Raw genomic sequence first — 25,817 nt, 5'->3', positions numbered from 1 at the left:
CTCCTTTTGGGAGCGCGCGGGTCTTCCCAAAAATCTTTACCTTTCAGCCATGGCCAATTTTGCTATCCCAGACCTGCGTGTAAAATCTATCCTGAAGTGGGTGGCTGTTTTTTCTGGCTTCGCCGTTCTGAACATGTTGCTGTTGTGCGCCAACTGCTTCACTGACGGCATCTGGGTAGTCAGAAACTTTACGTACGCCTTTCTCTTGTTCTCCATCCTTTGGCTGGGCAATGGCTTCTTAGGAACTCTCCTCAACCGGGTGGTCACTTGGGTAGACAATCCAGGGAAGCGCTTTTTAATTACCATTGTCTCTACCACCCTCTTCTCGGCGGTAGCCATTCTGCTGGTCAACTGGGTGTACATTGTGTTGCTAAACGGCCTCTCAGCAGAGCTTTTGCTTTCTATGAGGTTCAGGTGGACCATGCTCACGCAGTTGCTGGTCACGTTCTTCATCACCTTGTCTGTCTACGCCGTTTCCTTTTTGCGAAGCTGGCGCGAGGCGGCCGTCAAGGCAGAACGTTTCCAGAAAGAAAACGCCCTCTCGCAATACGAGGCCCTTAAAAACCAGGTAAACCCGCATTTCCTGTTCAACAGCCTCAACGCCCTCACCAGCCTGGTGCACCCCTCGCCCGATCTGGCCGTCAAGTTCATCAAGCAATTGTCAGAGGTGTACCGCTACGTTCTGGACTCTCAACACAAAGAAGTGGTAGCCTTGGAAGAGGAACTGGCCTTTGCCCAGCGCTACGTGTTTTTACAGCAGATTCGGCACGCTGATGGCTTGCAAGTAACGCTCCCCGAGAAAGTACCCACCGGTTACTTTCTGCCGCCGCTGGCCCTACAGATGCTGCTGGAAAATGCCATCAAACACAACAAGATACTAGCCAATGAGCCTTTGCATATTCAGGTGACGATGGAAGGGAATACTTTGCGGGTAGAGAACAACCTACAGCCCAAGACCCAGCACGAACTGCCCAGCGGCTTGGGCCTTGCCAACATCCAGGCCCGCTACCAGATGCTCACCAACCGGAAAATGGAAGTAGCGTCTACAGATACCTCCTTTATAGTCTGCTTGCCTTTGCTCACTTTCCAGTAACCGTTTTTCGCCTCTTTTCCAGGAAACAAGCCAAAATCAACAATTAACCATCAGCAATTACCAAATGCTCCGCGCCTTAATCCTAGAAGACGAACCCTTGGCCGCCAATCGCTTGACGCAACTTCTGCAGGCCCAGACCGAGGTGCCGCTTGCCGTGGTAGCTACGCTGGCGTCGGTGCAGGAAGCGGTGCAGTACTTTAAGGAACAGCCTTTGCCAGACGTGGCCTTCTTTGACATCCAGCTAGGCGACGGCTTGAGCTTTGAGGTTCTGGAACAGGTAGACGTGCACTGCCCCATCATCTTCACCACGGCTTATGATGCCTATGCCCTGCGCGCCTTCAAAGCCAACAGCATTGACTACCTCTTAAAACCCATTGACGAGGAAGACCTGACCAAGGCCCTCCAAAAACTGCAACGCATTACCGCTTCTTCTGGACCCAGTCAAGCGGCTTCTTTGCACGTACTTCAACAGGCCTTGCAGCAACTACAAAACCCGTCGGCACCGGTGTATAAAAATAGGTTTGTCTTGAAAGTGGGTGAGCATTTGCGGGCCATTCCGGTGGAGGAGATTGACTTTTTCTACAGCTTTGAGAAGGCCACCTTTCTGCAGACCACAGACAACCGCCGCTTTGCCCTAGACTACACCATGGACCAACTGGAGCAACTGGTCAACCCGCAGCAGTTCTTCAGGGTAAACCGCGGCTACCTGGTGCAGTTGCCGGCCATCAAAGATATCATCCATTACACCAACAGCCGCCTTAAACTTGTGCTTCGGCAACATACCCAAGAAGAAGTCTTGGTGAGCCGCGAGCGGGTTTCTACCTTTAGAGCCTGGCTGGACCAATAATCCCGTTTTTGGGCTGTTTTCTGGGAAAGAGGCCAAAAATGGGTGATTGTTGATTATTAATTGCTGATTCACCCTTAGGATCCATAAGCACATTGAATAATCAGTACATTTCACCCCATTCTCTCAATCATTCAACCATTCAATCTCTCAATAAAAAGCATGCTAGATTTTCGGTGGAAGGTTTTTAGAAGCGTGGCCAAGCACCTGAGCTTTACCAAAGCGGCCGGCGAGCTCTTCATTACCCAGCCGGCGGCCACCAAGCGCGTGCAGGAACTAGAGGCCGAGGTGGGTTTGCGTCTGTTCCTACGCAAGGGCAACCGCATCCAGCTCACGCCCGCCGGTGAGACCATGCTGGCCTTTGCTGAGCGAGCACATGCCCTGCAGGAAGAGGTGGCCTTTGCCATGGGTAAGCTCAAAGACCAAGTAAGCGGCCATTTGCGCTTGGGCGCCAGCACCACCATTGCCCAGTACGTGATGGCACCGGTGCTGTCGGCATTCCATCAAAGGTACCCGCACGTGAAACTGTCCTTGCTCAACGGCAACACAGAGGCCATGGAACAGGCACTCATCCATCAGGACATTGACCTGGGCATTGTAGAGGGCCTCAGCCATAGAAGAGAACTCCAGTACACGCCTTTCCTGCCCGACGAGTTGGTGCCTGTGGTCCGTACCGGACACGCACTTACCCAAGCCGGGAGTATCACCTTGCCAGAACTGGCTCGGCAGCCGCTGGTCCTGCGGGAGCGCGGCTCGGGTACGTTAGAAGTCATTGAAGAAGCCCTGCGCGTGCACCAGCTTAGACTACCAGATTTGAATGTGGTGCTGGATTTGGGCAGTTCAGAGACCATCAAGTCGTTTCTTCAGCACTCAGACTGCGTGGCCTTGCTGTCCAGGTATTCCATTCTGCAGGAGTTGGAAACCGGCAAACTGGTAACGCTCCAGCCAGACGGATTTAGGTTGCAGCGGTCGTTTTGGTTTGTCCAGCCGGTGGGCCAGCCCGAAGGACTTTCCCAGCTGTTTCAGCAGTTCTGCCTACACCAGTATAACCTACCGGAATAGCACATCACCATTTCTCATTTGCGAGCGGCATAAAGGACGGGTACTTTTGCATCGTCTTTTCTGCAATACCCATGTCCCTCGCAATCTCCACCCCCAACGTTTCTAAGGCTATTTTCATCATAGCGGGCGCGGTGTGCCTGACACCATGGGTATCGCCACCGGTGGCTTTGGCAGTGGGTGCTATTTTGGCCAATACGGTGGGCAACCCCTTCAGGCCGCTTACTTCCAAGCTCACCAAGAAGCTGTTGCAGTACTCCATCATAGGCCTGGGCTTTGGCATTAACGCGCAGCAGGCCTTACAGGCGAGTCAGGAAGGATTACTCTTGACGGTGGCCTCTATCACGCTCACCTTGACGGCGGGCTACCTGCTGGGCAGGTGGCTGGGGGTAGATTACAAGACGGCGTATCTGGTGAGCGCAGGGACGGCCATTTGTGGCGGCAGCGCCATTGCCGCCGTCTCACCCCTCATCCACGCCGAGGAAAAGCAGATGACCATGGCGCTGGGGACGGTGTTCGTGCTCAACTCGGTGGCCTTGCTGGTCTTCCCGTGGGTGGGCCATCTATTGCAGATGACGCAGCCAGACTTTGGCCTGTGGGCGGCGCTGGCCATTCATGACACCAGTTCGGTGGTGGGCGCGGCGCAGACCTTCGGCGAGGAAGCCTTGCGCGTTGCCACCACCGTGAAACTGGCCCGGGCGCTCTGGATTATTCCGCTGGCCTTGTTCACGGCCTTCGCGTTTAAGCAGTCGGGTGCCAAGGTGGCTATCCCCTATTTCATTGGCGGCTTTGTATTGACCATGCTCATCAGTAGCTACGGCCCCATCAAACTTGAACCGCTGTATGCCGGCATCACCTTTGCTGCCAAGCGTGGCCTTACCTTGACACTGTTTCTGGTGGGCGCCGGCCTAGCCAAGGAGACCTTGCGGCAGGTGGGCATTCGGCCCTTGTTGCTGGGCGTGATTTTGTGGCTGGGTTTGGGAATTTCCAGTCTGCTGGTCATCCAAAGCTTGTAGTTGCGCAAAAGCTGCTGGCCTCTTATCTTGTTCTATGGACTTGAACCAATACCGCCCCAACGACTATCTCCTGAGTTTTGACAAGGCGCGTCTGCAACTGGACGTCATCCATGGCTATTTGGTGCAGAGTTATTGGTCGCCGGGCATCCCGAGGGAAACAGTGGAACGCGCCGTAGAAAACTCTCTGTGCGTGGCTGTGTATCATCAGGAAAAGCAAGTAGCCTTCGCCCGCCTCATCACTGACTATGCCACGTTTGCCTACCTCTGCGATGTGTTTGTACTGGAAGAATCGCGCGGCCAAGGATTGTCTAAATGGATGCTGGAAGCCTTACAAGCCCACCCACAATTGCAAAACCTGCGGCGCTGGCTCTTGGCCACCAGAGACGCCCATAGCCTGTATGCCCAGTTCGGGTTCACCCCTCTCCCCTCTGCCGAGCCTTTCATGCAGTTGCACACGCCCAACGCTTACCAGACCGCCGCTTTTCTGGACCAGAAGTAGAGCGATTGACCGTTTTTGGGCTGTTTCCCGTAAAACAGGCTAAAAACAACATTCTATGACTACGACCCCTTCGGTTTTAACGACTACTTATCCCTTCAAGAACTATATTCTATTCCTGTTTACAGCGGTGTTATTGGGTGCGCAGGCTTGTAGCAGCACCAGCAAATTGCCTCCGGCTCAGACCAGCCTTGAGTTTTATGACAAGTACCGCAACCAAGCCGGTTTTAAATCAAGTAGCATACCCGTGGGTTTGGTGACCAGGATAATAGGCAGCCAGTTAGACGACTCCACCATCGCCATGCTGCAAGGGATTAAGAGCATACGGCTGCTCAGCTACGCACCAGAAAACAACAAGGGCCAGCGCTTTTTGACCAACCGTCTTCTACCCGAAATCCAGAATGTGTACAAGACGCCGTCTTACAGCTCTCTGCCCTTGAACGGACCAGCCGGCTTAGAACTCAAGGTAAAGGAAGACCAGCAAAAGGTAAAAGAAATGGCCGTGTTTGGCCAACGGCGCAACGGGTTTGTGCTCCTGCTAGTGGAGGGCAACATGGACCAGCGCATGATTCAGAAGGTACTGCAGAAAATTGACCCAGACCTGGTGGCCAAGGATTTGTAGACCACTCCGTTTTTAGCCTATTTTCTGGGAAATACCCCAAAAAAGAATATCCCCGAAGAATTGTCCTCGGGGATATTCGTTTTTATTGACTCAAGACTAAACTTCAGGACTCCTTGAAGTACACGGTGAACGTGGTGCCTTTGCCTTCTTCGCTGTCTACTTGAATGCGGCCGTCATGGTTCTCAATGATGCGCTTGACTATGTAAAGGCCAATACCGGTACCTTCTACGTGTGAGTGTAAACGCCGGAACATGCTGAACAGCTTACTCTGTTGGTCTTTTCTGATGCCCAGGCCATTGTCCTGCACGGTGAGCACCACGTAGTCACCCTCGCGGCGGGTTTTCAGGTTGATGACGGCCGGGTGCTGGGGATCACGGTATTTGACGGCGTTGGACACCAGATTGTACAGGATACTGCGTAGGTTCTTGCGTGCATACCTGATGGACTGGACCTCAAAAGAAGCGTTGATTCTGGCTTTGGCCTCATGGATCAAGGGGGCAATGTCCTCCTCTACCCCGGCCAGCACCTCGGCAAACAGGAGTTCTTCTACCGGCTGCTGTTCTGAGTTCTTTTGCACCTTGGTAATCTCGGTGAGGTCCATGATGGTGCCTTTTAACTTGCCAATAGAAGCGGCCACCATTCTTAAAAGTACCTGGTCATCTTCATGCTCGTCTTTGGTAGCGGCGTTGTCAATGAGGGCGGTGGTGAGGGCCTCCAGGTTAGACAGCGGCGAGCGCAAGTCATGAGAGGCGGTGTAGACAAAGTTGTCCAGGTCATTGTTGATGCGTAACAGCTCCTCGTTTTTCTTGACCAGTTGGTCATTAATTACGGCCAGCTGCTCACGGCTTTTCACCTGCTCGGTTACCTCTACGGCAAAGGTCAGCACAGACTCCACTTGGTTCTGGTCATCCAAGATGGGCTCATAGACAATGTTGAAGAACCGGATTACGTCCTCCTCGCCTTGGGCTGAAGCATCAAACTTTACGGGTACCTCTTGGGCAATGTAGGCCTCGCCAGACTGAGACACAATGTGCAGAATCTTCCGGAACGGTTCCCGCTGCGAGGGTGGCAGGGCAGCAAACGCGTCTTCTCCTACTTTGGCTTTGCCGTTGTAAAGGTTGCTTAGATAGGAGTTGACCAACGTATAGGTCATGTCTCTTAACCGCACCAGTCCCACAATGGCGGGTACCTGCATGAAGATGCGCTGCAGCATTTCGGCGTTGCTCTTGAGGCGGTTCTCCATGTCAATGCGCTCCGTAATGTCTGACACAGAGCCAATATAACCTAAGAACTCCCCTTCGTCCTCAAACCGCGGGCTGCCGGTGTTAATCACCCAGCGGTACTCGCCGTCATGGCGGCGCAAACGGTATTCGCTCCTAAATTCCTGGTGGTTGCTAATGGCCTCAGAATATGCTTTGTAAGCCACGTCTGTGTCTCCTGGGTGCAGGAACTGTTCCCAGCCTCGGCCCAGGTTGTCAGCCAAGGTAGAACCCGTAAACTCTAGCCAATGTCGGTTCACGTAGGTGCATTGGTTGTGGGCGTCTGTAATCCAGACCATGACCGGGGTATTGTCTGCCATGTTCCGGAAACGAGCCTCACTTTCCACCAGCGCTTGTTTGGCACGGCGTTCTTCGGCTACATTGCGCACTTCCAAGATATGCCCCACCTGTTCGCCGCGCTGGGTCACAGACCGGATGGCGCAGGACACTGGAATGCTCTTGCCGGCCTTGTCTAAGTAGGTATCTTCAAAGGTGATGGGTTTGCTGGCGGTGTACGGGGATCCTTGCGCCGACGCATCTACTCTGGAAAGCACCACCTCCTGGAACGGCTTCTTGCTAAAGTCCTCCATGTCCAATCCCAGCAGCCGCTGCCCTGCCGGGTTCTGAAAGGTGCAATAGCCTTCATTGTTCAATAGAAACAGGCCCGCCGTGGTGTTCTTGGTGATGAGTTCGGTGAGTTGGTTAGACTGCAGGTATTTGAGTAAGGACCAGGTCACAAAGAAGATGAGCAAACTGATGATGCTGCCCGCCAACAAGATAAGGTTGTGTTCGTCTATGCCAGGGTCATTGGAAAATGACCGCGTGGGCAGGAACTCTATGGTCCAGGTGCGGCCCGCCAACCGCACTTGCTCTGTGCGGTGCAGCTGTCGGCCGCTGGCGTCTAGTTTGGCCGTGGTAGTATCATTGCTGTACAGTAAGTCTGCTGGCTTACTCTGTTTGCCGTCATAGATCCTGATGCTCACATCAGAAAAGTCATCGCGCAGGGTGCCTTCAATCAAGTCCATGGCCCTGAACGGCGCATAGATGAAGCCTTTTAGTTGAGCGCGGCGGTCTGCTATGGTGGTGGGGTTGGCACCGTTGGCGTAGACAGGCAGGTAGATCAAGAACCCGGCTTGAACGCCATTGGTAAACTCCTGCACCAGTTTCACTTTACCGGTGAGGGCGGGCTTCCCGAAGTCCCGGGCGGCTTCCATGGCTTCGCGGCGGGTGGGCTCACTGAACATGTCAAACCCGAAGGCGCGCAGGTTGCGCACGTTCATGGGCTCTATGTACAAGATAGCCGAATATTCTGCGCGCGAATCTTTGGGTAGCACTTGAAATTGCCGAAAGCCCTCTGCCCGAATGCGCTGCTCCAACTTGGGCACCTCTTCTGGCGTGAGCATGGTGGCGTACCCAATGCCCTGCATGCCGGGGTAGTTCTTCTCTACCTCCAGAGACTGCTGGTATTTTCTAAAGTATAGGCGCGTGACCGTGTCTGAGGAAAGGAAAAGCCCTTTGGCTCCTTTCAAGATCTGGACGTAATGGCCCATGCGGCGCTCTAACGAAGTCTTTACCTGGATGGTGCGCAGCTCAAACAGCTTGGCGTCCCGGTCTTGGTCACTGGTTTTGGAGACATAGTACGCGTACAGCGTTATTCCCAGCACCAACGCAAAGGAGCCAATGGCCAGGTAATAGTCTTTTAACCGAGATATAAGCATGCAGGGGGTCTATGTTCTTAGAAGCTTGGTCAAAGGTACGCAATGCACCATGCCGTTTTTGGCCTATTTCCTGGAAATCAGGCTAAAAACGGAAAAGCGCTACTCCGCTAGCTGGCTTTGCAGGTACGTCTGCACTTCTGGCTTGTCATAATCTGCCTCTGAGTCTATGTGCGTCATGAGGTGCCGCATGATCTCTTCTTGCCTTTGTCCGTTGGCCAGCGCCTGAGAATACGGCAAATCTGGTGAAAAGGTCACCATGCTGTACAAAGGCAGCCAGGCGTCTGGGTATTGGGCGGTGATTTTGGACTCTATCTTCTTCTGTAGCAGGAACCTAGGGTCGGCTACTTTGTCGCGCATCTCTATGAAGTTGTACACCGCTAGGTCTGCAATGGCGTCTGTGTTGGGCTTGCGCAGTTCTTGGAACGTCTTGAAGATGGTTTCCCAGTCAGACCCGTGTTCTTCTAAGAGGCCCCGCAGAATGGTACAGTCCTCAAAGCCGGCGTTCATGCCCTGCCCGTAAAAAGGCACAATGGCGTGCGCGGCGTCACCCAGCAATACTACTTTGCCGGCATGGCTCCACGGGAAACACTTGACGGTTACCAGTGAGCCTACTGGGTTCTCAAAAAACTCTTGGGCCAACTCAGGCATGAGCGCCGCCGCGTCTGGAAACATCTTCTGGAAGAAGGCTTCTACCTGCTCTTTTGTCTGTAAGGCTTTAAAGGAGACCTCGCCGTCATAAGGAAAGAACATGGTGCAGGTAAAAGAACCATCCATGTTGGGCAAGGCAATCATCATGTATTGGCCGCGCGGCCAGATGTGCAGTGCGTTCTTCTCTAGTTGCCAGCCCCCGTCCTGCGCGGGCGGAATGGCGAGTTCTTTGTAGCCGTAGTCCAGGTAGCTCTGCTCATAGTTGAACCGCTCCGTCTTCTGCATGGACAGACGCACCATGGAGAAAGCCCCGTCTGCGGCAAAAATCACGTCTGGCTGAATTTTATGCTCCTGCCCCGTGCCCGTATTTAAAAGAGTGACTTCATTGCTGCTCAGCTCCACCTCCAGCACCTGCTCCTGAAAATGAAGCGTCACGTTGGGCTGGGCTTCGGCTAAGTCTAATAGGGCTTTGTTCAAGCCTCCCCGGCTCACCGAGTAAATGGCCTGCCCTGCCTGCCCGTACGGCTGAAAAGAGAGATTGCCCTGCACGTCATGCATCACGCGGCGGTACATGGGAATGGCCACTTTCTTGATGTCCTCAGCAATGCCAATGGTTTCTAGCGCGCGCCAGCCCCGGTCACTCAAGGCCAAGTTGATGGATCTGCCCCCCGCCAACTCGGCGCTGCGCAGATCTGGACGGCGTTCATACACCTCTACCTTGTAGCCTTGCTTGGCCAGATACAAGGACAGCAGACAGCCAACCAGGCCTCCGCCCATGACACTTAACTGAGAATCTTTCTCCATAAATGAGGGGTCCAGGTGAATTTTAGGGCACGCAGTACCCAAACACTAGGGCTCTACGGCTAGAAAGGTTAAACTTGGCTAAATTTCCTGAAATTTCCATCATGCCTACCGCCTCTGCCCCATATGTTCTGCACCTGCCCAGTCCCTTGGGAACGCTTCGCCTGACCGGCAATGACACCCATCTGTTTTCGGCCTCTTTTCCAGAAAACGAGCCAGAAACGGATTCTGATTTTATCCCTGCTATTTTAAGAGAGGCCGAAGCGCAGTTGAACGCCTACTTTGCCGGTGAACGCCAGACGTTTGATTTGCCTTTACAACCGCAGGGCACCACTTTTCAGCAGCAGGTCTGGCAGGCCTTGCAACAGATACCAACCGGCAAGACAGAAACTTACTTGGGCTTGGCCAAGCGCTTTGAGAACCCGGGCGCCGTGCGGGCGGTGGGCGTGGCCAACGGCGCCAATCCGTGGCTGGTCATCGTGCCCTGCCATCGCGTCATTGGCGCGAAGGGAGAACTGGTAGGCTATGCCGGGGGACTCTGGCGCAAGAAATGGCTGCTAGTGCATGAGGCCAAGATGAGCGGTGTGTACCAGACGAGTCTTTTTTAATTGAATGATTGGGAGATTGAATGAGTGAGTGAATAGGTTGATTTGGAGATTTTAAAATAAGGCCCAACTAAACCATTCTCCCAACCAATCCATCTCTCAATGGATTACTCTAAACGTCAGGTTAATCCTAGGCTCCAACGGCTTGGCAGATTTGGGGACTTGGTGTTGCCAGTGATGCTGGGTCTCTCCAGCCATTAACAGAAGGCTGCCTGAGGAAAGTAGCAGCTTCTCCTTTAGGCCAGTCTGCGTGCGGTGCCTGAAATGGAAGCTTCGTTCTTGGCCTAGACTAATAGAGGCGATGACGGGATTCTTTCCTAATTCTGGTTCATCATCTGCGTGCCAGCCCATGCTGTCTTGGCCGTTCCGGTAAAGATTGAGCAGGACGCTGTTAAAGGAGATGCCTGTGGTTTCCAATAGCTTTTCGCGGAGTTGGGACAAGATTGGAAGCCAGGGAAGCGGCTGCCAGGTCAGGCCAGAGTAGGTGTAGGACTTGCCTTCGTCGCCGTACCAGGCGGTGAGCCTGGGCTGCGGAATGGACTTACCAAACAGCTTGATCTCTTCCTGCCGCCAGGCTACTTCTTGTTCCAATGCCCGCCATAAAACTAGCTGCTCCTCTACCGGGATAAACTCAGGGAGCAGGTAGACTTCTGCCCCTGGCATCGACAAAAGCTGGTCGGCGAACTGAGAGGTAAATTCAGGGGAAAGCGGCATAAGTAAAAGATTATTCTACTTTCAAGTCATTGGGACCACGGCGCTTGTCCAAGTACGTCATGATAGGTGTAGCCAAGATTCCGTGCATGATAATGGACACCAGAATGGTAAACCCGGCCACGGCCCAAATCTCGTCTGGGTTCATAAACTTGGCGTGCGCAAAGGCAAAAGACAGGTAAAAGATAGACCCAATCCCCCGTATCCCGAAGAAGCTGATGGCCCAGCGCTCGCTTCGTTTAATCCCGCTGCCAACCAAGCCCACCATGCCAGCCAAGGGCCTAATCAAAAAGATAAAGGATAGACCCACCAGTGCACCCTGCCAGGTCAGCGCGTCCAGTAAGCCATGCCCTAAACTTCCCCCAAACAGTATCAAAACTACCACTACCAACATGCGCTCAATCTGGTCTGTAAAGTCATGCATTTCGCGGTGATAGGTGGTGTCTTTCTCTGAATTTTTGATGGTGAGGCCGGTAATGAACACGGCAATGAACCCGTAGCCGTGCAAGAACTCCGTGAGGCCATAGACCAGCAAGGTGGTGGAGATGGCCACAAAACCGTCCCGTGTTTCGGGGAGGGCACTTTTTCTGGGCAATTTAAAGATGAGGTACGCTATGGCCTTCCCTATCAAGAAACCTACCCCCACGCCTACCACCACCCGGTACAGTACGTCATAACTCAGCCAATGCAAAAGCCAGTTAGGCTCCCCCTCGCCTTGGGCCGCAACGGCCAGCGCAATAGCCAGCCACGTGAATGGGAATGCCATGCCATCATTAAGGCCGGCCTCTGCGGTAAGCGAAAACCGAGTATGGTCCTCTACCTCCTCACTGGGAGGACCCACCTGCACATCGGCGGCCAGAACAGGATCTGTAGGTGCCAAGGCTGCGGCCAACAACACCGCCGAGGCCAGCGGCATTCCCAAGAAGTACCAGGCCAGGGCCACCAATCCTGCAATACATAGCAACATAGTCCAACTCACCAGCCGCAGCGGTACGCGCCAATTCTGCCAAGTAAGTCTTCTGTTGATTTTGATGCCCGTACCCATGAGCGTGATGATGACGCACAATTCTGACAGGCGCAACACCAAGTCGTTTTTCCGGAGCGGGTCTGGGTCTGGCAAGCCCAAGGGTAATTGGTAGATGAAGAGGCCTACCACTATGAACAGAATTGAATAAGACAGCGGCACCTTCTGAAACAACGTAGGCAGCCAGGCCATGGTCAACGCCGCCGCGCCGATGACTACAAACGTAAGAAGGTACAAATCCATAGAGGCTCCTGCTTGGGTGAAAGACTTATACGGGAGCATCGTATAAATACTTATAAAAAAACACGTTCGTTTTTGGCCTGATTTCTAGAAAGCAGGCCAAAAACGAACGTGTTTTTTATAATGACTAATGATTATTGACCAGTGATTAATAGTTGAAGGGTAGCATCATTAGTGTGGGCAAGCCCTCAAATAAGAACAAAATCAAGGTCACCATTCTTTACTTTTACCTATTCAATTAGTATTAATCACTGGTCAATAATCATTAGTCATTCCTAAAGTGTGCTGCCAAAAACTGCCCGAACCGATAGACGTCCTCAAAGGTGTTGTACATAGGTGTGGGGGCCACTCTGATCACGTTGGGTTCACGCCAATCTAATATGAAACCGTTGGCCATGAGCGTGTCAAACAGTTGACGTCCGTTCTGGTTCACGAGCAGGGAAATCTGACAGCCTCTGGCCTCAGGCGCCGACGGTGTGATGATTTCCAGCAGCTCTTTGGGCTGGTTCAGCTCTTTGATTAAATACTCCAAGTAGGCAGTCAGGCGTTCGCTCTTAGCGCGCAGGTTTTTAATGCCGGCTTCTTCAAACAAGGCCAGAGACGCTTTATGCACTGCCAAGGGCAGGATTTGTGCGTTGGAAAGTTGCCAGCCTTCGGCGCCGGCCATAGGAATAAAACCCTTCTTCATCTGAAAGCGCTCTTGCTGGTCATGGCCCCACCAACCGGCAAAGCGCGGCAGGTTGGGATTGTTAGCGTGACGCTCATGCACAAAGGCACCAGAGGTTCCGCCCGGACCCGAGTTCATGTATTTGTAGGTACACCACACGGCAAAGTCCACGTCCCAGTCATGCAATTGCAAAGGCACATTGCCTGCCGCGTGTGCCAAGTCAAAACCGCATAACGCGCCCATGGCATGCGCCGCTTGGGTGATGGCCGCCATGTCAAACACCTGCCCGGTGTAGTAATGCACGCCGCCCATCATGACCAAGGCTAGCTCATCGCCGTGCTCTTGGATGGCTTGCAGAATGTCTTCGTTGCGCCAGGTAGTCTCCCCTTTGCGCGGCGAGATTTCAATGATGGCGTCTTCTGGGGTATAGCCATGGAACTTCACCTGCGTCTCCAGCGCGTACTGGTCACTGGGGAAAGCACCGGCTTCGGTTAGAATCTTGTAGCGGCCTTCTTTGGGTTGATAGAACGACACCAGCATGAGGTGCAGGTTCACGGTGAGTTGGTTCATGATGACCACCTCCTCGGGCTTGGCGCCCACAATGCGGGCAGAGGGTCCGGCCAGGGCTTTGTGGTAGGTGAACCAAGGCGTGTCTCCGGTAAAATGTCCTTCCACGCCCAGGGTAGCCCACTTGTGCATCTCCTCCTCTACCGCCGCTCTGGCAGATTTAGGCTGAAGCCCTAAAGAGTTTCCGCAGAGGTAGACCGTGTCCTGTCCGTTTTGCTGCGGGATGTGAAACTGCTCTCTGAAATTGCGTAACGAATCTGCCGCATCTTGGGCCTGGGCAAAGGCCAACGTATTTTGAAAGGTCATCTCTTTGAATTTGTAAAGCACCACGCATGCGGCTCTAGCCTGCTAAATTAAGGAGAAACCCCCAATGTTAAACAGGAATTACCGTCTGGCACGGGCTATTGTATTACAAAGAAGGGCTATGGGATGTTTTGAGAGAGTTGGGCAGGAACTGTTCTTTCTGCAAACCCAACCATTGCAACGCCGAGCCACTCAACAGCATTTCCTTCACCGCGTCTGGGTACGGCATAGACTCAATGAGTTTACCCGGTTCCAGTTCGCCCAAAGGGAAAGGATAATCACTGCCCAAGGCAATCTTATCTGCGCCGAACTGCTTGACCACATAGTCTAAGGTATTGGGGCAGTGCACGAGGGAGTCTATCCAGAACTTGCCCAGGTAATTGACCGGCGGCACGTTGTTGTCCACGGCGCACAAATCTGGCCTAACGTCAAACCCATGCTGAATGCGGCCGATGGTGAACGGGAAGGAACCCCCGCCGTGCGCGAAGGCTACGCGCAAATGAGGCAGACGCTCCAAGACGCCGCCAAAAATCATGGAGCAGATGGCGCGCGAGGTTTCGGCGGGCATGCCCACCAGCCACGGCAGCCAGTACTTGCGCATCTTCTTTTCGCCCATCATGTCCCAGGGGTGCACAAAAACGGCAGCACCTAAATCAGCGGCGGCTTCAAAGATGGGAAACAGGGCATCATCATCCAGGTTGAGGTCATTGACGTTGGAGCCAATCTGCACCCCGGCCAGGCCCAGTTCCTTCACACACCGCTCCAGCTCTTTAATGGCCAGTTTGCTGTCCTGCATGGGCAAGGTGCCCAATCCTACAAACCGCGTGGGGTAATCTGCCACTACGCCGGCAATGTGGTCGTTCAGGATTTTGGAGAGGTCCCAGGTGTCTTCGGGCTTGGCCCAGTAGGAGAACATGACCGGCACCGTGCTCAAGACCTGCACCTGCACGCCGTGGTGGCTGCACTCCTGCATGCGCACCTGTGGGTCCCAGGTATTGTCCTGCACTTCCCTAAAGAAGCGGTCATCCAGCATCATGCGCGCACAGCAGGGCTTGTGGTGCTCTAGCCGCACAAAACCGCCGTATCCATATCGTTCCCGCAAGTCTGGCCAGCGCTCGGGCAAGATGTGCGTGTGGATGTCTATTTTAAGCGGTTGGTGCATGATTGTAGGGTAGGCAGTGTACTTGAATGCTCAAAATAATAAAATCTGCGCACTTTCTGGGAACAGCTATTCACTTCTGCTTCCGTTTTTAGGCTATTTTCTGGAAATCAGGCTAAAAACAGATTTGATTGTTGATTGTCGATTGCTGATTGTTGTTCAATAGTAACAGAAACGTTTTTGGTCTGATTCTCAGAAATGAGGCTAACACAATGTGCCAATTCAAACTATCCATTTTGTCATCCTGAAAGGACCTTGTGGGCGAACTAGACAAACTCTTTATAAATGCTACTACAACTTTCTCACAAGGTCCTTTCAGGATGACAGTAGAGGGGAGTCTCATTTTCAGGAGGACGGATGAGTGGTTATCAAGCATTTATCATGACAGAAGAAAATATCTGCATAGTTTTTCTGCCTAAGTCATTATCAAGTAGATTGGCTAACAATTAACAATCAGCAACTAACAATTAAACCTATGTCAACAGAAACAACACGCCAGATATTCTCCTCAGGGGCGCCTTGGGAAAACACGGTGGGATATTCACGCGCGGTGCGGGTGGGGCCTTTGATTGAAGTGGCCGGCACTACTGCGGTAGAAAACGGCCAAGTAATAGGCGACGTGTACGCGCAAACCATCTGCATTCTGCAGAAGATTGAGAAGGTCCTGCAGGAGGCCGGCGCTTCTCTGGAACAGGTGGTACGGACCCGGATGTTTGTCACCGACATCAGCCAGTGGCAGGAAGTGGGCAGGGCGCATGGGGAGTTTTTCAAAGACATTCGGCCCGTGACCAGCATGGTCCAGGTGAGTGCGCTCATTGACCCTACCTTGCTGGTAGAAATTGAGGCGACGGCTTACTGCAGGTAAGTCGTTTTTGGGCTATTTTTTGAAAAACTAGAATAAATTCACTAGCTTATGCATTGATTATCAGTTTTCTCCAAAAGAATGGCCTATGAAAACAGTTTTAGTCTTAGGAGCCACCGGTTGTCTGGGTTCTCACATTCTGGAGGTACTGCGGGAGAAAGGCTTCACAATTAGAGCCACCGCGCGCACCGCCCTCAAAGCCGAACAACTGCAACCATCCGTTCATCAAGTCATCATCTGCAACCCAACCCAGCAAGAAACGCTCACGCCAGAACTTGTCCAGGGCGTGGACTACATCATCTCGGCACTGGGTAAAAGTCTGAGCCTGGCAGACACCAGCAAAACCTGCTTTCACGAGGTAGACTATCAAGGTAATCTCAACATGCTCCAGCTGGCGCAAAAGCACGGGCAAATAAAGAAATTCATCTACGTAGCCGCTTTCAGCGGTGAGAAACACCCCAGTGTGGCCTACTTCAAAGCGCACGAAGACTTTGCGCGGGACTTACAGCACAGCGGCATTGCCAACACCATCATCAAACCACCTGCGCTTTTCTCTGCCGTTTTAGAGCTAGTGCCCATGGCGCGCAAGGGACAGCTGGCCTCCGTAGGCCCTGGCAACCACATCACCAACCCCATCCATGAGCACGAGGTGGCCGAAGCCTGCGTAAACGCTCTCACCTCTTTAGACACGGTGGTGGAACTTGGCGGCCCGGTCAATTATTCCCGCATGGATTTGATAAGAATGGTAGGCAAGAAAGTGGGGCATTACCGCACTATTCCGCAGGTGCCGTACTGGGTGGCCAACACCTTTCTGCCCATGATAAAACTGGTGAGCAAGTCTCTGTTTGAAAAAGCGGCCTTTTTTGTGGAAGTCACCAAAACCGATTGCGTGGCACCCGTAAAAGGACAGCGCCGGCTAGAGGAATATTTAGCCGAACACGTGTAAGCCCAACGCTTGGGGCGTAGCGTGTTTTTGTTGATATTTGCACCAATCAGTTTTAGAAAACCGCAATGGGAAGAGCATTTGAGTTTCGGAAAGCCCGTAAAATGAAACGCTGGGACATGATGTCCAAGCAGTTCACCCGCATAGGGAAAGAGATTGTGATGGCCGTTAAATCTGGCGGACCTGACCCAGACACCAACTCCCGCCTGCGCGTCTGCATCCAGAACGCCAAAGGCGTGAACATGCCCAAAGACCGCGTAGAGGCCGCCATCAAGCGCGCCCAGGGCAAGGAAGAAAACGACTATTCTGAAGTAGTATATGAAGGCTACGGCCCGCACGGCGTCGCCGTCCTGGTAGAAACCGCCACTGACAACGTGAACCGCACTGTGGCTAACGTGCGCATGCACTTTAACCGCACCGGTGGTGAGCTTGGCCGCACGGGAGCCTTTGACTTTATCTTTGAGCGCAAAGGCGTTTTCCATTTGAACGGTGAAGGCCTGGATTTGGAAGAGCTGGAGCTGGACCTGATTGACTTCGGGCTGGAGAGCATTGACAAAGACGAAGAGGAAAACGAAATCATCATCCAAACCTCTTTCCAGGATTTTGGTGCCATGCAAAAGGCTCTGGAAGAGCGCGGCCTCCACGTAAAAAGCTCTGAGCTACAGCGCTACCCAACGGTATTAAAAGAACTCACGCCAGAGCAACAAGAGGACATGACCAAGCTCCTGGACCGTCTGGAAGAAGACGAAGACGTACAGGCCGTGTACCACAACATGAAAGAAGACGCCGAAGACGGGGAATAACCTTTGGTTTTTGGCCTGTTTTCTAAAAAAAAGGCTAAAAACGGAGATACATTCAAAGGCCCGCTTTCTTTAGAGAAGGCGGGCCTTTGTGTTGAAAAATATCTGAACACCAATTGGCTGATATTAAACATAGAGGTTAGTCAAATAGAAATTCTTTAAGTGGCTCTAAATGTCCATCCTGCAAGTATGCTATGTACTTATCATTACAATACTCACCAACATATTTTGGAGTATCCGCCCAAGGTGGAGGCTGAAAGTTTGGATGGTTAGTAGACTTTGTAAAATAATTATACTTGCCTTCAATTACTCTTATCAAGGCTATTCCATGCTCTTTTGCAAAAGTGATTGCTCCTTCTTGAAACCCAGAAGTAGAAAATATTAAACCCTTATGTGAACCAGTAGCCCTTAGCTTATCAAACAGTAACTGAACAACCTCTCTCTTAACTTTATTTTTATATCTCTTGCATTCAATAAGGACTTTGAAGGAAGCTCCTAAAAACTCAAATTCTGCAAAAACGTCTATTTGATATTCCCCGTCAACTCGATGAATTTTAATATCATGCGTGGCAGTGAAAGTATTTAACTCTTTCCCTAAGTTCAATAGATAATCTTTCACTAAAAGCTCAAATTCTCTAGGGCTTATTTCTGCATTGATATTTTCAGGAGGTCTTGGCATCTGGGGCTTTTAAGGCATAACGTTCATTTATAGCTGTGCAATTACAGGCTTTCCTTTAGTAAATGTCTCTAGCTAATATCCACCAGCTTAATCACCTTATCACCCGAAAAGGTAAACACGGATTTCCCCTGTAGCTTCAGCTCATCGCCTTTCCTTTGCCCCGTGGGGAAATCCATGGCGAGGATGGCCTGATAGTCTAGGGCAACCTCGGTCTGGTTGTCTTGGTGTTGGAAAGAGATGGGCGTTTGCTTTCTGGAAGAGAAATATGTGGTTGCCTGCTCGGCCTGCTTTTTGAAAGACTCTACGCCATGTAAGGACATATTCACCTCACCATTGGACACGTTTTCAAAGACAATGTTCTCATCAAAGTGGGCTATCATATTTTCTACATCAAACTGATTGTAGCCTTCTAAGTATTGATGGATGATGTGTTCTCTTTGATTATTATCCATTAGTGAATTGATGTTAGTTTGATTAAGGAAATTAGAGAAGGCCAATTGACTTTTGCTACTGCCTAGCTAGTTCGGGCACAAAGTCCTTTCAGGATGACAATGGGTAGAGAATTCAATTAGATTTTAAAATAGCCAATTGTACAGCCACGGTAATGCTTAATAGAAATGGCAGAACATGTACTACTATGTCTAGCAAGTTTTGTCTCCTTTTATCTTCAGGGTCATACCAAGCACATCTATTATAGGTAGGCTCTACCCTGTAAATGGCTACATACATCTTCCTCAACAGCAAATAAGAAACCATATAAGTGATGGGCCCATAAAGAGTATCGCTAGGAATTGGGGCAAGTATACCATCTTTTATAATTGACAAAAGCAACTGAAAGGAAGCTAGCAAACCTGAAAAGATTAGTAATCTATATGTCCAATTTTTCTTCCTGAATAACTTATAAAATCCAAGACATGCATAGATGCCGGTTACAATAAGTCCGAAGAGCATCAAGAACATGTTTAAGTTTGACACAGATACTTCAATAATATCATGAATTATCGCTTACTGAACCGGCGCCGGCTTCTGCATCACTTCACCGCACTTGCTGCAGGTGCGTTTTTCTTCTGAGGCCCAGAAGGCGTCCATGACCACGGGCAGTTGGCCTACAATGTCAGAGACAGGGATGTATTCCTCGTAGAGTTTGGTGTTGCAGTTCTCGCAGTACCACTGGAAACCATCCAGCTCTTTCTCATCGCGGTAGCGCTCCAGAACCAGGCCCACGGTGTTGGGTCCCCGGCGCGGCGAGTGCGGCACGTTGGGCGGAAGCAGGAAGATATCGCCGGCTTTGATGGTAATGTCCTTGAATTCGCCTTCGTCAATGACCTTGAGGGTAATCTCGCCCTCCAGCTGGTAGAAGAACTCCTCGCCGTTGTTGACGTGGTAATCTTTGCGCGAGTTGGGTCCGCCTACCACCATCACAATAAAGTCTTTGTTGTCTTTGTAGACCTGCTGGTTGCCCACCGGCGGTTTGAGCAGGTGGCGGTGTTCGTCAATCCATTGGTGAATGTTAAAGGCAGGTTGGATGGCCATGGCGCTAAAAATCTAAGGTGAAAGATGGAAGAACCTCCGCGGAGGAGACCGTTCCAAGGTACGAAACCTCTCTCATAAAAGATAGACCTCCGATTTTGGGCTCTTTTCTGGAAAACACGCCAAAAACGGCAGGTTGGCCTGCATTGAAAAAGGGCAAGGAGGGCAAATTACAACAGGGCAATTTCGTAAAAGGAGAAGGCTTTCTCAAAGAGGAGGCACTTCCCCGCATAATTCACTATTTTGACCACGTGTAAATTAGACTCAGAAATCTTCACATATGGACTTGAACTTAGAGAACAAGCACGCCGTGGTCTGCGGAAGCACCCAGGGCATAGGAAAGGCCATTGCCCTGGAGCTGGCGGCCATGGGCGCCACCGTCACCTTGGTAGCCCGCAACGAGACCCGCCTGCAGGAAACGGTACAAGAACTGGATACGGTAGCCGGGCAACAACACCGGTACGTGGTGGCAGATTTCACCAACCCCGCACAGGTGCAGGAACGTATTGAGGCGCATTTGCTGGAAATGGGACAGGCCCACATCTTGGTCAACAACACCGGCGGACCAGCCGGCGGACCGGCCATCAATGCCCAGGTAGAGGAGTTTGAAAACGCCTTCGCGGCGCACCTCATCTGCAACCACGTGCTGGCGCAGGCCACGGTGCCGTACATGATAGAAGCCAAGTACGGCCGCATCATCAACATCATCTCTACCTCGGTGAAACAGCCTATCAAAGGCCTAGGCGTGTCCAACACCATTAGAGGCGCCGTGGCCAACTGGGCGAAGACGCTTTCCTTTGAGCTGGCACCCTTCGGGATTACGGTGAACAACGTGTTGCCCGGGGCAACGCTCACCGCCCGCCACCATTCGCTCATTGAAGCCAAGATGGAGAAAACCGGCCAACCGCGTCAGTCTGTGGAAGCCGAGTTGCTGTCTGGGATTCCAGCCAACCGCTTCGGGGAAGCGCACGAAGTAGCCGCCGCCGCCGCGTTCCTTGCCTCGCCAGCCGCTGGGTACATCAATGGCATTAACATACCTGTGGACGGAGGAAGAACGGGGAACCTGTAATGGAGTTACAAAGGATTAACCACTGGCTCGGCATTTACCAAGCAATTGGCTTTTCTTTGGCTTCCATAATCCTAACTACAGTTTGGGTAAGAGCCGGAGGAATGGCTGTGTATTTAATCCCTATTATGTTCCTTCTATTTACTCCATTCCTAATAGTATCCTTTGCCACCGTCTCAAGGTCATTTAAGCAAAATATTAACCTTGATTTCTTTGTAGCTCTTGGTATATTTTGCTTGGTTCTTTCTTCATGGCTATTGATTATTTTTTATGAATGGGGAGGATTCTTAATTGAAATTATTTGCACAGCCATTGGAGGTATTGTTTGGTATCTTAAGAATACAGATACCAAACTCCTTTTTGCACAAATTATAGGTAGCATTCTGCTTTCTACAATTTTCTACTACTTACTTTGGAATTGCCTTTATAATCAGAGCTCATTTTAACACACAGGCATAATGCTAAATTAACTTTAAATTCATTCACCATTATGCTTCACCTACAGAATTACATCAACGGAAAACTGGTAGAGCCTGCTTCAGGCCAATACTTGCATAATATTAGTCCGGCTACCGGCGAGATCTATTCCCAGATTCCGGATTCTGGGGAGCTGGATGTATTGACGGCCATTGAAGCGGCGGAAGGAGCATTCCCAGCGTGGTCAAATTTGTCGGCAGAGAAGCGGGGGAGGTATTTGATGCGTATTTCTGAGCTCATAGACCAACACCTAGACCGTTTAGCCGAAGCCGAGACCACCGACAACGGGAAACCGCTGTGGCTGGCCAAGACCGTGGATATCCCGAGGGCCAGCAGCAACATGCATTTCTTCGGGACGGGCATTCAGCACTTCGCATCTGAGTCGCATTTCATGGAGGGCGTTGCCGTGAATTACACGGTGCGCAAACCCTTGGGCGTGGTGGCTTGCATTTCCCCGTGGAACCTGCCTTTGTATCTGTTCACCTGGAAGATTGCCCCGGCCCTAGCCGCCGGAAACTGCGTGGTCGCTAAGCCTTCAGAAATCACGCCATACACTGCTTACCTTTTGTCTGAGCTGTGCATAGAAGCCGGTCTGCCCGCCGGCGTCCTGAACATTGTGCACGGCACCGGCCCCATGGTGGGCGCTCCTCTCTGCGAACATCCTTCAGTCAAAGCCATCTCCTTCACAGGCGGTACCCAAACTGGCAAGACCATTGCTAGAACCGCGGCGCCTTTATTCAAGAAACTGTCTTTGGAACTGGGCGGCAAGAATGCCACCGTCATCTTCGCTGATTGTGATTTTGAGAAAACCGTGGCCACCGCGGTACAGGCCGCCTTCTCTAACCAAGGCCAAATCTGTCTCTGCGGCTCCCGCATTCTAATAGAGCGCCCGCTGTATGAGCAATTCAAAACCGCTTTCCTGGAAAAGGTAAACGCCTTAACCGTGGGCGACCCTATGCTGGCTGACACCAAGCAAGGCGCTTTGGTCTCAGAAGCGCACCTGCAGAAAGTCTTGCAGTATATAGAACTAGCCAAACAAGAAGGCGGTGTTTTGCTCTCAGGCGGGGAACGCGTTCAACTGGAAGGCCGATGTGCCAACGGATATTTCCTGCAACCCACCGTCTTTGAGAACCTGCCTCACTCCTGCCGAACCAACACTGAGGAAATCTTCGGGCCAGTGGTCACGCTTATTCCTTTTGATTCTGAGGAAGACGCCATTTCTTACGCCAACGCCACCGAGTACGGCCTCTCCGCCTCCGTCTGGACCAATGACCTTACCCGCGCCCATCGCGTCTCACATCAACTGCATGCCGGCATGGTCTGGGTAAACACTTGGTTATTGAGAGATTTGCGCACCCCTTTTGGGGGAATGAAGCAAAGCGGTGTGGGCCGTGAAGGCGGTTGGGAAGCCCTTCGCTTCTTCACTGAGGCGCAGAATGTGTGCGTGAAGTTGTAGTCCATATCAACCCAATTATAAAAATGACCAACCCCAAGGATTACAAAGAGCTTTTGGCTTTGTTTAAAGCAGGCTTAGCGGCGGGAGTTATTGACAAAGTTGAGGTTACTAAATGGGCAGATGGCTTCATTCTAACTAAAAATGAGCCTGACTATTTCTTCATTGAATTATCCCTCGCCAAATCAAAAAATGACGCCATCACCCTAATTGGTGAAGAATTAGATTCAGCCATGCTAGCAAATGGGAAAGCTATTCTTGGCCTTCTTCATAAAAGATTTACACAGGGAGATGAACTTGAGGCTATTGTCAAGACAATGTACCATCTTCTAAACAATGTAGAATTATCTGAATCAGAGGTTTGGGAAATCTATACAATTGCAGAATACTTTGACATGGCCCACACTAAGGTTCATGGTAGCCTAGAATCTGTAAGACAACGAGTAGCTGATTTCCTTGCCCTTTATAAAGACTATTCAATAGATAATTATCCGGAGTGGCTCGAACTGGATAAGAAGGCAGATTCTGCCCTAGAAGAAGCAAATAGAAAAGCCAGAGAACGTTTTGAAGCAGAGCAGAAGAGCCGTGAAAACAAGAAGTCTTGGTGGAAAAACCTATGGCAGAACAACCGGAATTAAGTTATTATAATAAAAGAATACTGCGTCTCACCTATTACATTTCCGCAGTAAGATAACTTTCCACCGCTCAGCCGAAGCAATTCGTTTTTCGCCTCTTTTCTTCAAAACAGGCGAAAAACGCCTTCCCATCGTTCTTAGGCCAAAGCCGAAATAAATCCCTATTTTTAAGGCTGAGAACTATCTAACAAACTAAAATGCGACAAACCATACAACGTTGGCTGTTGACAGTGGCCGTAGTGGGCACCGCCCTACAGGCGCAGGCCCAGCAGAAGCGAAGCTTTGATTTAGAAGACATCTTCCGGAAGGGCACGTTCCAGGCCAAGTCTGTGTACGGCGTGAACTGGATGCGCAACGGCCAGTTCTACTCCAGCCAGGTAGCCGACCAGAAAAACCAGAGCGTGGACGTGGTGCAGGTAGACGTGACTACGGGTCAGCCGGTGAGCACCATCATTGAGGGCGAGGACATCAAAGTAGACGGTAAAATCCTGAACTATGATGATTTCACGTTCAGCACAGATGAGACCAAAATCCTGTTTGAGACCGAGCATGAGCCGATTTATCGTAGAAGTAGCAAAGGTCATTTCTACGTGTATGACCGTGCCAGCAAGAAATTACAGAAGCTGAGCCAAGGCGGAAAACAGTCATATGCTACGTTTTCGCCAGACAACAAGTACGTGGCCTTCGTGCGAGATAACAACTTGTTCTACGTAGACCTGGCCTCTATGCAGGAGCGCCAAGTTACCAATGACGGCAAGTGGAACTTCATCATCAACGGCGGTACGGACTGGGTGTACGAAGAGGAATTCAGCTTCGCGCAGGCCTTCTTCTGGTCACCGCAGGGCAACCAGATTGCCTTCTACAAGTTCGATGAGAGCCAGGTGCCTGAGTACAACATGCAGACCTGGGGACCTTTGTACCCCACAGACTACAAATTCAAATACCCGAAGGCTGGTGAGAAAAACGCCACCGTGGCCATCTACACCTTCGACCTGGGCTCTGGTAAGACCACCAAGATGGACACCGGCAATGAGACCGACCAATACATTCCGCGCATCAACTGGACCAACACGCCTAACCTTCTTTCTATCAGAAGAATGAACCGCCTGCAGAACACCCTGGAGATTCTGCACGCCAACACCCAGACTGGTCAGAGCAAGGTAGTTTTGAAGGAAACAGACAAAGCCTACATTGACATCACGGATGACTTGACCTACCTGAAGAACGGTAAGCAGTTTGTGCATAGCTCAGAGAAAGACGGCTTCAACCACCTGTACCTGTATGACATGAATGGCAAGCAGGTTCGACAGATTACCAAAGGCAACTGGGAAGTGGCCAGCTTCTATGGCGTGGATGAGAAGAACGGCTTGGTGTACTTCACCTCTACCGAGGTTTCTCCCCTGGAGCGCCATCTGTACAGCATGGGCTTGAACGGCAAGAACAAGAAAAGCCTGACCCCGGCCAAAGGAACGCACACCATCAACCTGAGCCGTGACTTCAAATACTATCTGGACTACTACTCTACCATCACCAGCCCAACGGTGGTAAGTTTGCACACCTCAGACGGAAAGCAGATTAAGGTTTTGGAGAGCAACGAAAGCCTGAAAACTACTTTAGCCAACTACAACTTGCCGAAGGCAGAGTTCTTCCAGTTCAAGACGTCAGAGGGAGTGAACCTGAATGGTTACACCATCAAACCAGCAGATTTTGACCCGAACAAGAAATACCCTGTGTTGATGTTCCAGTACAGCGGCCCGGGCAGTCAGGAAGTAGTGGATAGCTGGAGAGGCAGAAATTACCTGTGGCACAGCTACCTTGTCAACCAAGGCTACATTGTGGCCGTGATTGACAACCGCGGAACCGGCGGCCGTGGCGCTGACTTCAAGAAAGTGACCTATGGCAACTTGGGCCATTATGAAGTAATTGACCAGATTGAAGGTGCCAAGCATTTGGGCAACCTGCCGTACGTGGACAAAGGCAGAATTGGCATCTGGGGCTGGAGCTTCGGGGGGTATATGAGCTCTTTGGCCATCACCAAAGGCGCCGATGTGTTCAAAGCGGCCATTGCCGTGGCCCCGGTGACCAACTGGCGTTTCTATGACACCATCTACACTGAGCGCTTCTTGAAGACCCCGCAGGAGAACCCAGACGGGTATGACAAGAACTCACCAGTGTTCTACGCAGACCGCCTGAAAGGCAAGTATCTGCTCATCCATGGCACTGGTGATGACAACGTGCATTTCCAGAACTCCATTGAGATGACCAACGCCTTGGTAAAAGCTAACCGTCCGTTTGAAAGTGCCTACTACCCTAACCGGAACCATGGCATCAGCGGAGGCAATACTACCATTCACCTTTTCACCAAAATGACCGAGTTTATCTTGCGCAACTTGTAGTCGTTTCAGGATTTAGAAAGTAAAAGGCTCCCGTTCTTGGATGAACGGGAGCCTTTTTTGTTGAGGTCGTTTTTGGCTTGCTTTCTGGGAAATAGCTCAAAAATGGAATAGCTTCCTCTAACCGTGCATTCTCCCCTTGAGGGG

The 25,817-nt window shown here is 51.4% G+C and carries 25 protein-coding genes; 16 read left to right on the top strand and 9 right to left on the bottom strand.

Features of this window, described 5'->3' with window-relative positions; genetic code table 11:
• The first annotated feature begins 49 nt into the window (after positions 1 to 49).
• The 6 genes from TH61_RS07920 (at position 50) to TH61_RS07895 (ending at position 5,130) form a co-directional block, all read left to right on the top strand.
• On the top strand, positions 50 to 1,093 hold the full coding sequence (locus tag TH61_RS07920) for a sensor histidine kinase (protein ID WP_066508064.1): 1,044 nt from the start codon (positions 50 to 52) through the stop codon (positions 1,091 to 1,093).
• A 64-nt stretch (positions 1,094 to 1,157) separates the two neighbouring features.
• Positions 1,158 to 1,940 (top strand): LytTR family DNA-binding domain-containing protein, encoded by a 783-nt coding sequence (locus TH61_RS07915; protein ID WP_066508063.1) that lies wholly within the window; start codon positions 1,158 to 1,160, stop codon positions 1,938 to 1,940.
• 159 nt (positions 1,941 to 2,099) lie between these two features.
• Positions 2,100 to 2,999 carry a LysR substrate-binding domain-containing protein gene (locus tag TH61_RS07910; protein WP_066508060.1) on the top strand — a complete coding sequence of 300 codons (900 nt, stop codon included), beginning with the start codon at positions 2,100 to 2,102 and terminating at the stop codon, positions 2,997 to 2,999.
• A gap of 71 nt (positions 3,000 to 3,070) precedes the next feature.
• Positions 3,071 to 4,012, top strand: coding sequence for a YeiH family protein (locus TH61_RS07905; protein ID WP_066508058.1), 942 nt, complete (start codon positions 3,071 to 3,073; stop codon positions 4,010 to 4,012).
• A gap of 34 nt (positions 4,013 to 4,046) precedes the next feature.
• Positions 4,047 to 4,511 carry a GNAT family N-acetyltransferase gene (locus TH61_RS07900; RefSeq protein ID WP_066508057.1) on the top strand — a complete coding sequence of 155 codons (465 nt, stop codon included), beginning with the start codon at positions 4,047 to 4,049 and terminating at the stop codon, positions 4,509 to 4,511.
• A 55-nt stretch (positions 4,512 to 4,566) separates the two neighbouring features.
• Complete coding sequence (locus TH61_RS07895; RefSeq protein WP_071887810.1) at positions 4,567 to 5,130, top strand: DUF4252 domain-containing protein; 564 nt, start codon at positions 4,567 to 4,569, stop codon at positions 5,128 to 5,130.
• A gap of 103 nt (positions 5,131 to 5,233) precedes the next feature.
• On the opposite strand, the gene TH61_RS07890 is transcribed toward TH61_RS07895, so the two are convergent.
• Together TH61_RS07890 and TH61_RS07885 are read right to left on the bottom strand one after the other, a co-directional pair.
• Positions 5,234 to 8,107, bottom strand: coding sequence for a CHASE domain-containing protein (locus TH61_RS07890; protein ID WP_066508054.1), 2,874 nt, complete (start codon positions 8,105 to 8,107; stop codon positions 5,234 to 5,236).
• A 99-nt stretch (positions 8,108 to 8,206) separates the two neighbouring features.
• Positions 8,207 to 9,559: an NAD(P)/FAD-dependent oxidoreductase gene (locus tag TH61_RS07885; RefSeq protein ID WP_066508052.1), complete on the bottom strand. Its 1,353-nt coding sequence runs from the start codon at positions 9,557 to 9,559 to the stop codon at positions 8,207 to 8,209.
• 74 nt (positions 9,560 to 9,633) lie between these two features.
• On the opposite strand from TH61_RS07885, the gene TH61_RS07880 reads away from it, so the two are divergent.
• Positions 9,634 to 10,164 (top strand): methylated-DNA--[protein]-cysteine S-methyltransferase, encoded by a 531-nt coding sequence (locus tag TH61_RS07880; RefSeq protein WP_304440558.1) that lies wholly within the window; start codon positions 9,634 to 9,636, stop codon positions 10,162 to 10,164.
• A gap of 96 nt (positions 10,165 to 10,260) precedes the next feature.
• Here TH61_RS07880 and TH61_RS07875 read toward each other — a convergent pair whose 3' ends face one another.
• From TH61_RS07875 to TH61_RS07860, 4 genes are all read right to left on the bottom strand, one after another.
• Positions 10,261 to 10,875, bottom strand: a complete 615-nt coding sequence (locus TH61_RS07875) for an alpha-ketoglutarate-dependent dioxygenase AlkB (RefSeq protein WP_066508051.1) — start codon at positions 10,873 to 10,875, stop codon at positions 10,261 to 10,263.
• A gap of 10 nt (positions 10,876 to 10,885) precedes the next feature.
• Complete coding sequence (locus TH61_RS07870) at positions 10,886 to 12,178, bottom strand: sodium:proton antiporter (RefSeq protein WP_231862323.1); 1,293 nt, start codon at positions 12,176 to 12,178, stop codon at positions 10,886 to 10,888.
• Positions 12,179 to 12,401: 223 nt separating this feature from the next.
• A complete protein-coding gene (gene kynU, locus TH61_RS07865; protein ID WP_066512665.1) occupies positions 12,402 to 13,676 on the bottom strand; it encodes a kynureninase in 1,275 nt (424 codons plus the stop codon).
• 103 nt (positions 13,677 to 13,779) lie between these two features.
• A complete protein-coding gene (locus TH61_RS07860; RefSeq protein WP_066508049.1) occupies positions 13,780 to 14,835 on the bottom strand; it encodes an amidohydrolase family protein in 1,056 nt (351 codons plus the stop codon).
• 472 nt (positions 14,836 to 15,307) lie between these two features.
• On the opposite strand from TH61_RS07860, the gene TH61_RS07855 reads away from it, so the two are divergent.
• The 3 genes from TH61_RS07855 to TH61_RS07845 all read left to right on the top strand — a co-directional run bounded on the left by TH61_RS07855 (position 15,308) and on the right by TH61_RS07845 (position 17,440).
• Positions 15,308 to 15,697, top strand: coding sequence for a RidA family protein (locus TH61_RS07855; RefSeq protein ID WP_066508047.1), 390 nt, complete (start codon positions 15,308 to 15,310; stop codon positions 15,695 to 15,697).
• An 85-nt stretch (positions 15,698 to 15,782) separates the two neighbouring features.
• On the top strand, positions 15,783 to 16,640 hold the full coding sequence (locus tag TH61_RS07850; protein WP_066508046.1) for an NAD(P)H-binding protein: 858 nt from the start codon (positions 15,783 to 15,785) through the stop codon (positions 16,638 to 16,640).
• A gap of 65 nt (positions 16,641 to 16,705) precedes the next feature.
• Entirely contained in the window at positions 16,706 to 17,440 is a 735-nt protein-coding gene (locus TH61_RS07845) for a YebC/PmpR family DNA-binding transcriptional regulator (protein ID WP_066508044.1), read from the top strand.
• Between the two features lie 136 nt (positions 17,441 to 17,576).
• On the opposite strand, the gene TH61_RS07840 is transcribed toward TH61_RS07845, so the two are convergent.
• From TH61_RS07840 to TH61_RS07825, 3 genes are all read right to left on the bottom strand, one after another.
• The gene (locus TH61_RS07840) at positions 17,577 to 18,116 is read right to left on the bottom strand and encodes a restriction endonuclease (RefSeq protein WP_066508042.1); all 540 of its coding nucleotides are present in this window, start codon (positions 18,114 to 18,116) and stop codon (positions 17,577 to 17,579) included.
• A 68-nt stretch (positions 18,117 to 18,184) separates the two neighbouring features.
• Positions 18,185 to 18,568: a nuclear transport factor 2 family protein gene (locus tag TH61_RS07835; RefSeq protein WP_066508040.1), complete on the bottom strand. Its 384-nt coding sequence runs from the start codon at positions 18,566 to 18,568 to the stop codon at positions 18,185 to 18,187.
• A 553-nt stretch (positions 18,569 to 19,121) separates the two neighbouring features.
• The gene (locus tag TH61_RS07825; protein ID WP_066508037.1) at positions 19,122 to 19,649 is read right to left on the bottom strand and encodes a 3-hydroxyanthranilate 3,4-dioxygenase; all 528 of its coding nucleotides are present in this window, start codon (positions 19,647 to 19,649) and stop codon (positions 19,122 to 19,124) included.
• Positions 19,650 to 19,666: 17 nt separating this feature from the next.
• On the opposite strand from TH61_RS07825, the gene TH61_RS07820 reads away from it, so the two are divergent.
• The 6 genes from TH61_RS07820 (at position 19,667) to TH61_RS07795 (ending at position 25,673) form a co-directional block, all read left to right on the top strand.
• Positions 19,667 to 19,903: a hypothetical protein gene (locus TH61_RS07820; protein ID WP_066508035.1), complete on the top strand. Its 237-nt coding sequence runs from the start codon at positions 19,667 to 19,669 to the stop codon at positions 19,901 to 19,903.
• Positions 19,904 to 19,926: 23 nt separating this feature from the next.
• On the top strand, positions 19,927 to 20,715 hold the full coding sequence (locus tag TH61_RS07815; RefSeq protein ID WP_066508033.1) for an SDR family oxidoreductase: 789 nt from the start codon (positions 19,927 to 19,929) through the stop codon (positions 20,713 to 20,715).
• Positions 20,715 to 21,158 (top strand): hypothetical protein, encoded by a 444-nt coding sequence (locus tag TH61_RS18340; protein ID WP_066508031.1) that lies wholly within the window; start codon positions 20,715 to 20,717, stop codon positions 21,156 to 21,158. Before TH61_RS07815 ends, TH61_RS18340 begins: the two co-directional genes overlap by 1 nt.
• A gap of 44 nt (positions 21,159 to 21,202) precedes the next feature.
• Positions 21,203 to 22,645 carry an aldehyde dehydrogenase gene (locus TH61_RS07805; protein WP_066508030.1) on the top strand — a complete coding sequence of 481 codons (1,443 nt, stop codon included), beginning with the start codon at positions 21,203 to 21,205 and terminating at the stop codon, positions 22,643 to 22,645.
• The gene (locus tag TH61_RS07800; protein WP_157600648.1) at positions 22,630 to 23,280 is read left to right on the top strand and encodes a hypothetical protein; all 651 of its coding nucleotides are present in this window, start codon (positions 22,630 to 22,632) and stop codon (positions 23,278 to 23,280) included. Before TH61_RS07805 ends, TH61_RS07800 begins: the two co-directional genes overlap by 16 nt.
• A gap of 194 nt (positions 23,281 to 23,474) precedes the next feature.
• A complete protein-coding gene (locus tag TH61_RS07795; RefSeq protein WP_066508025.1) occupies positions 23,475 to 25,673 on the top strand; it encodes a S9 family peptidase in 2,199 nt (732 codons plus the stop codon).
• Positions 25,674 to 25,817: the final 144 nt, after the last annotated feature.

The sequence above is a fragment of the Rufibacter sp. DG15C genome (genome assembly GCF_001577755.1).
Lineage (GTDB): Bacteria > Bacteroidota > Bacteroidia > Cytophagales > Hymenobacteraceae > Nibribacter.
Note: the sequence above shows the minus strand (reverse complement) of the source record. Positions and strands in the feature narration are given on the sequence as shown.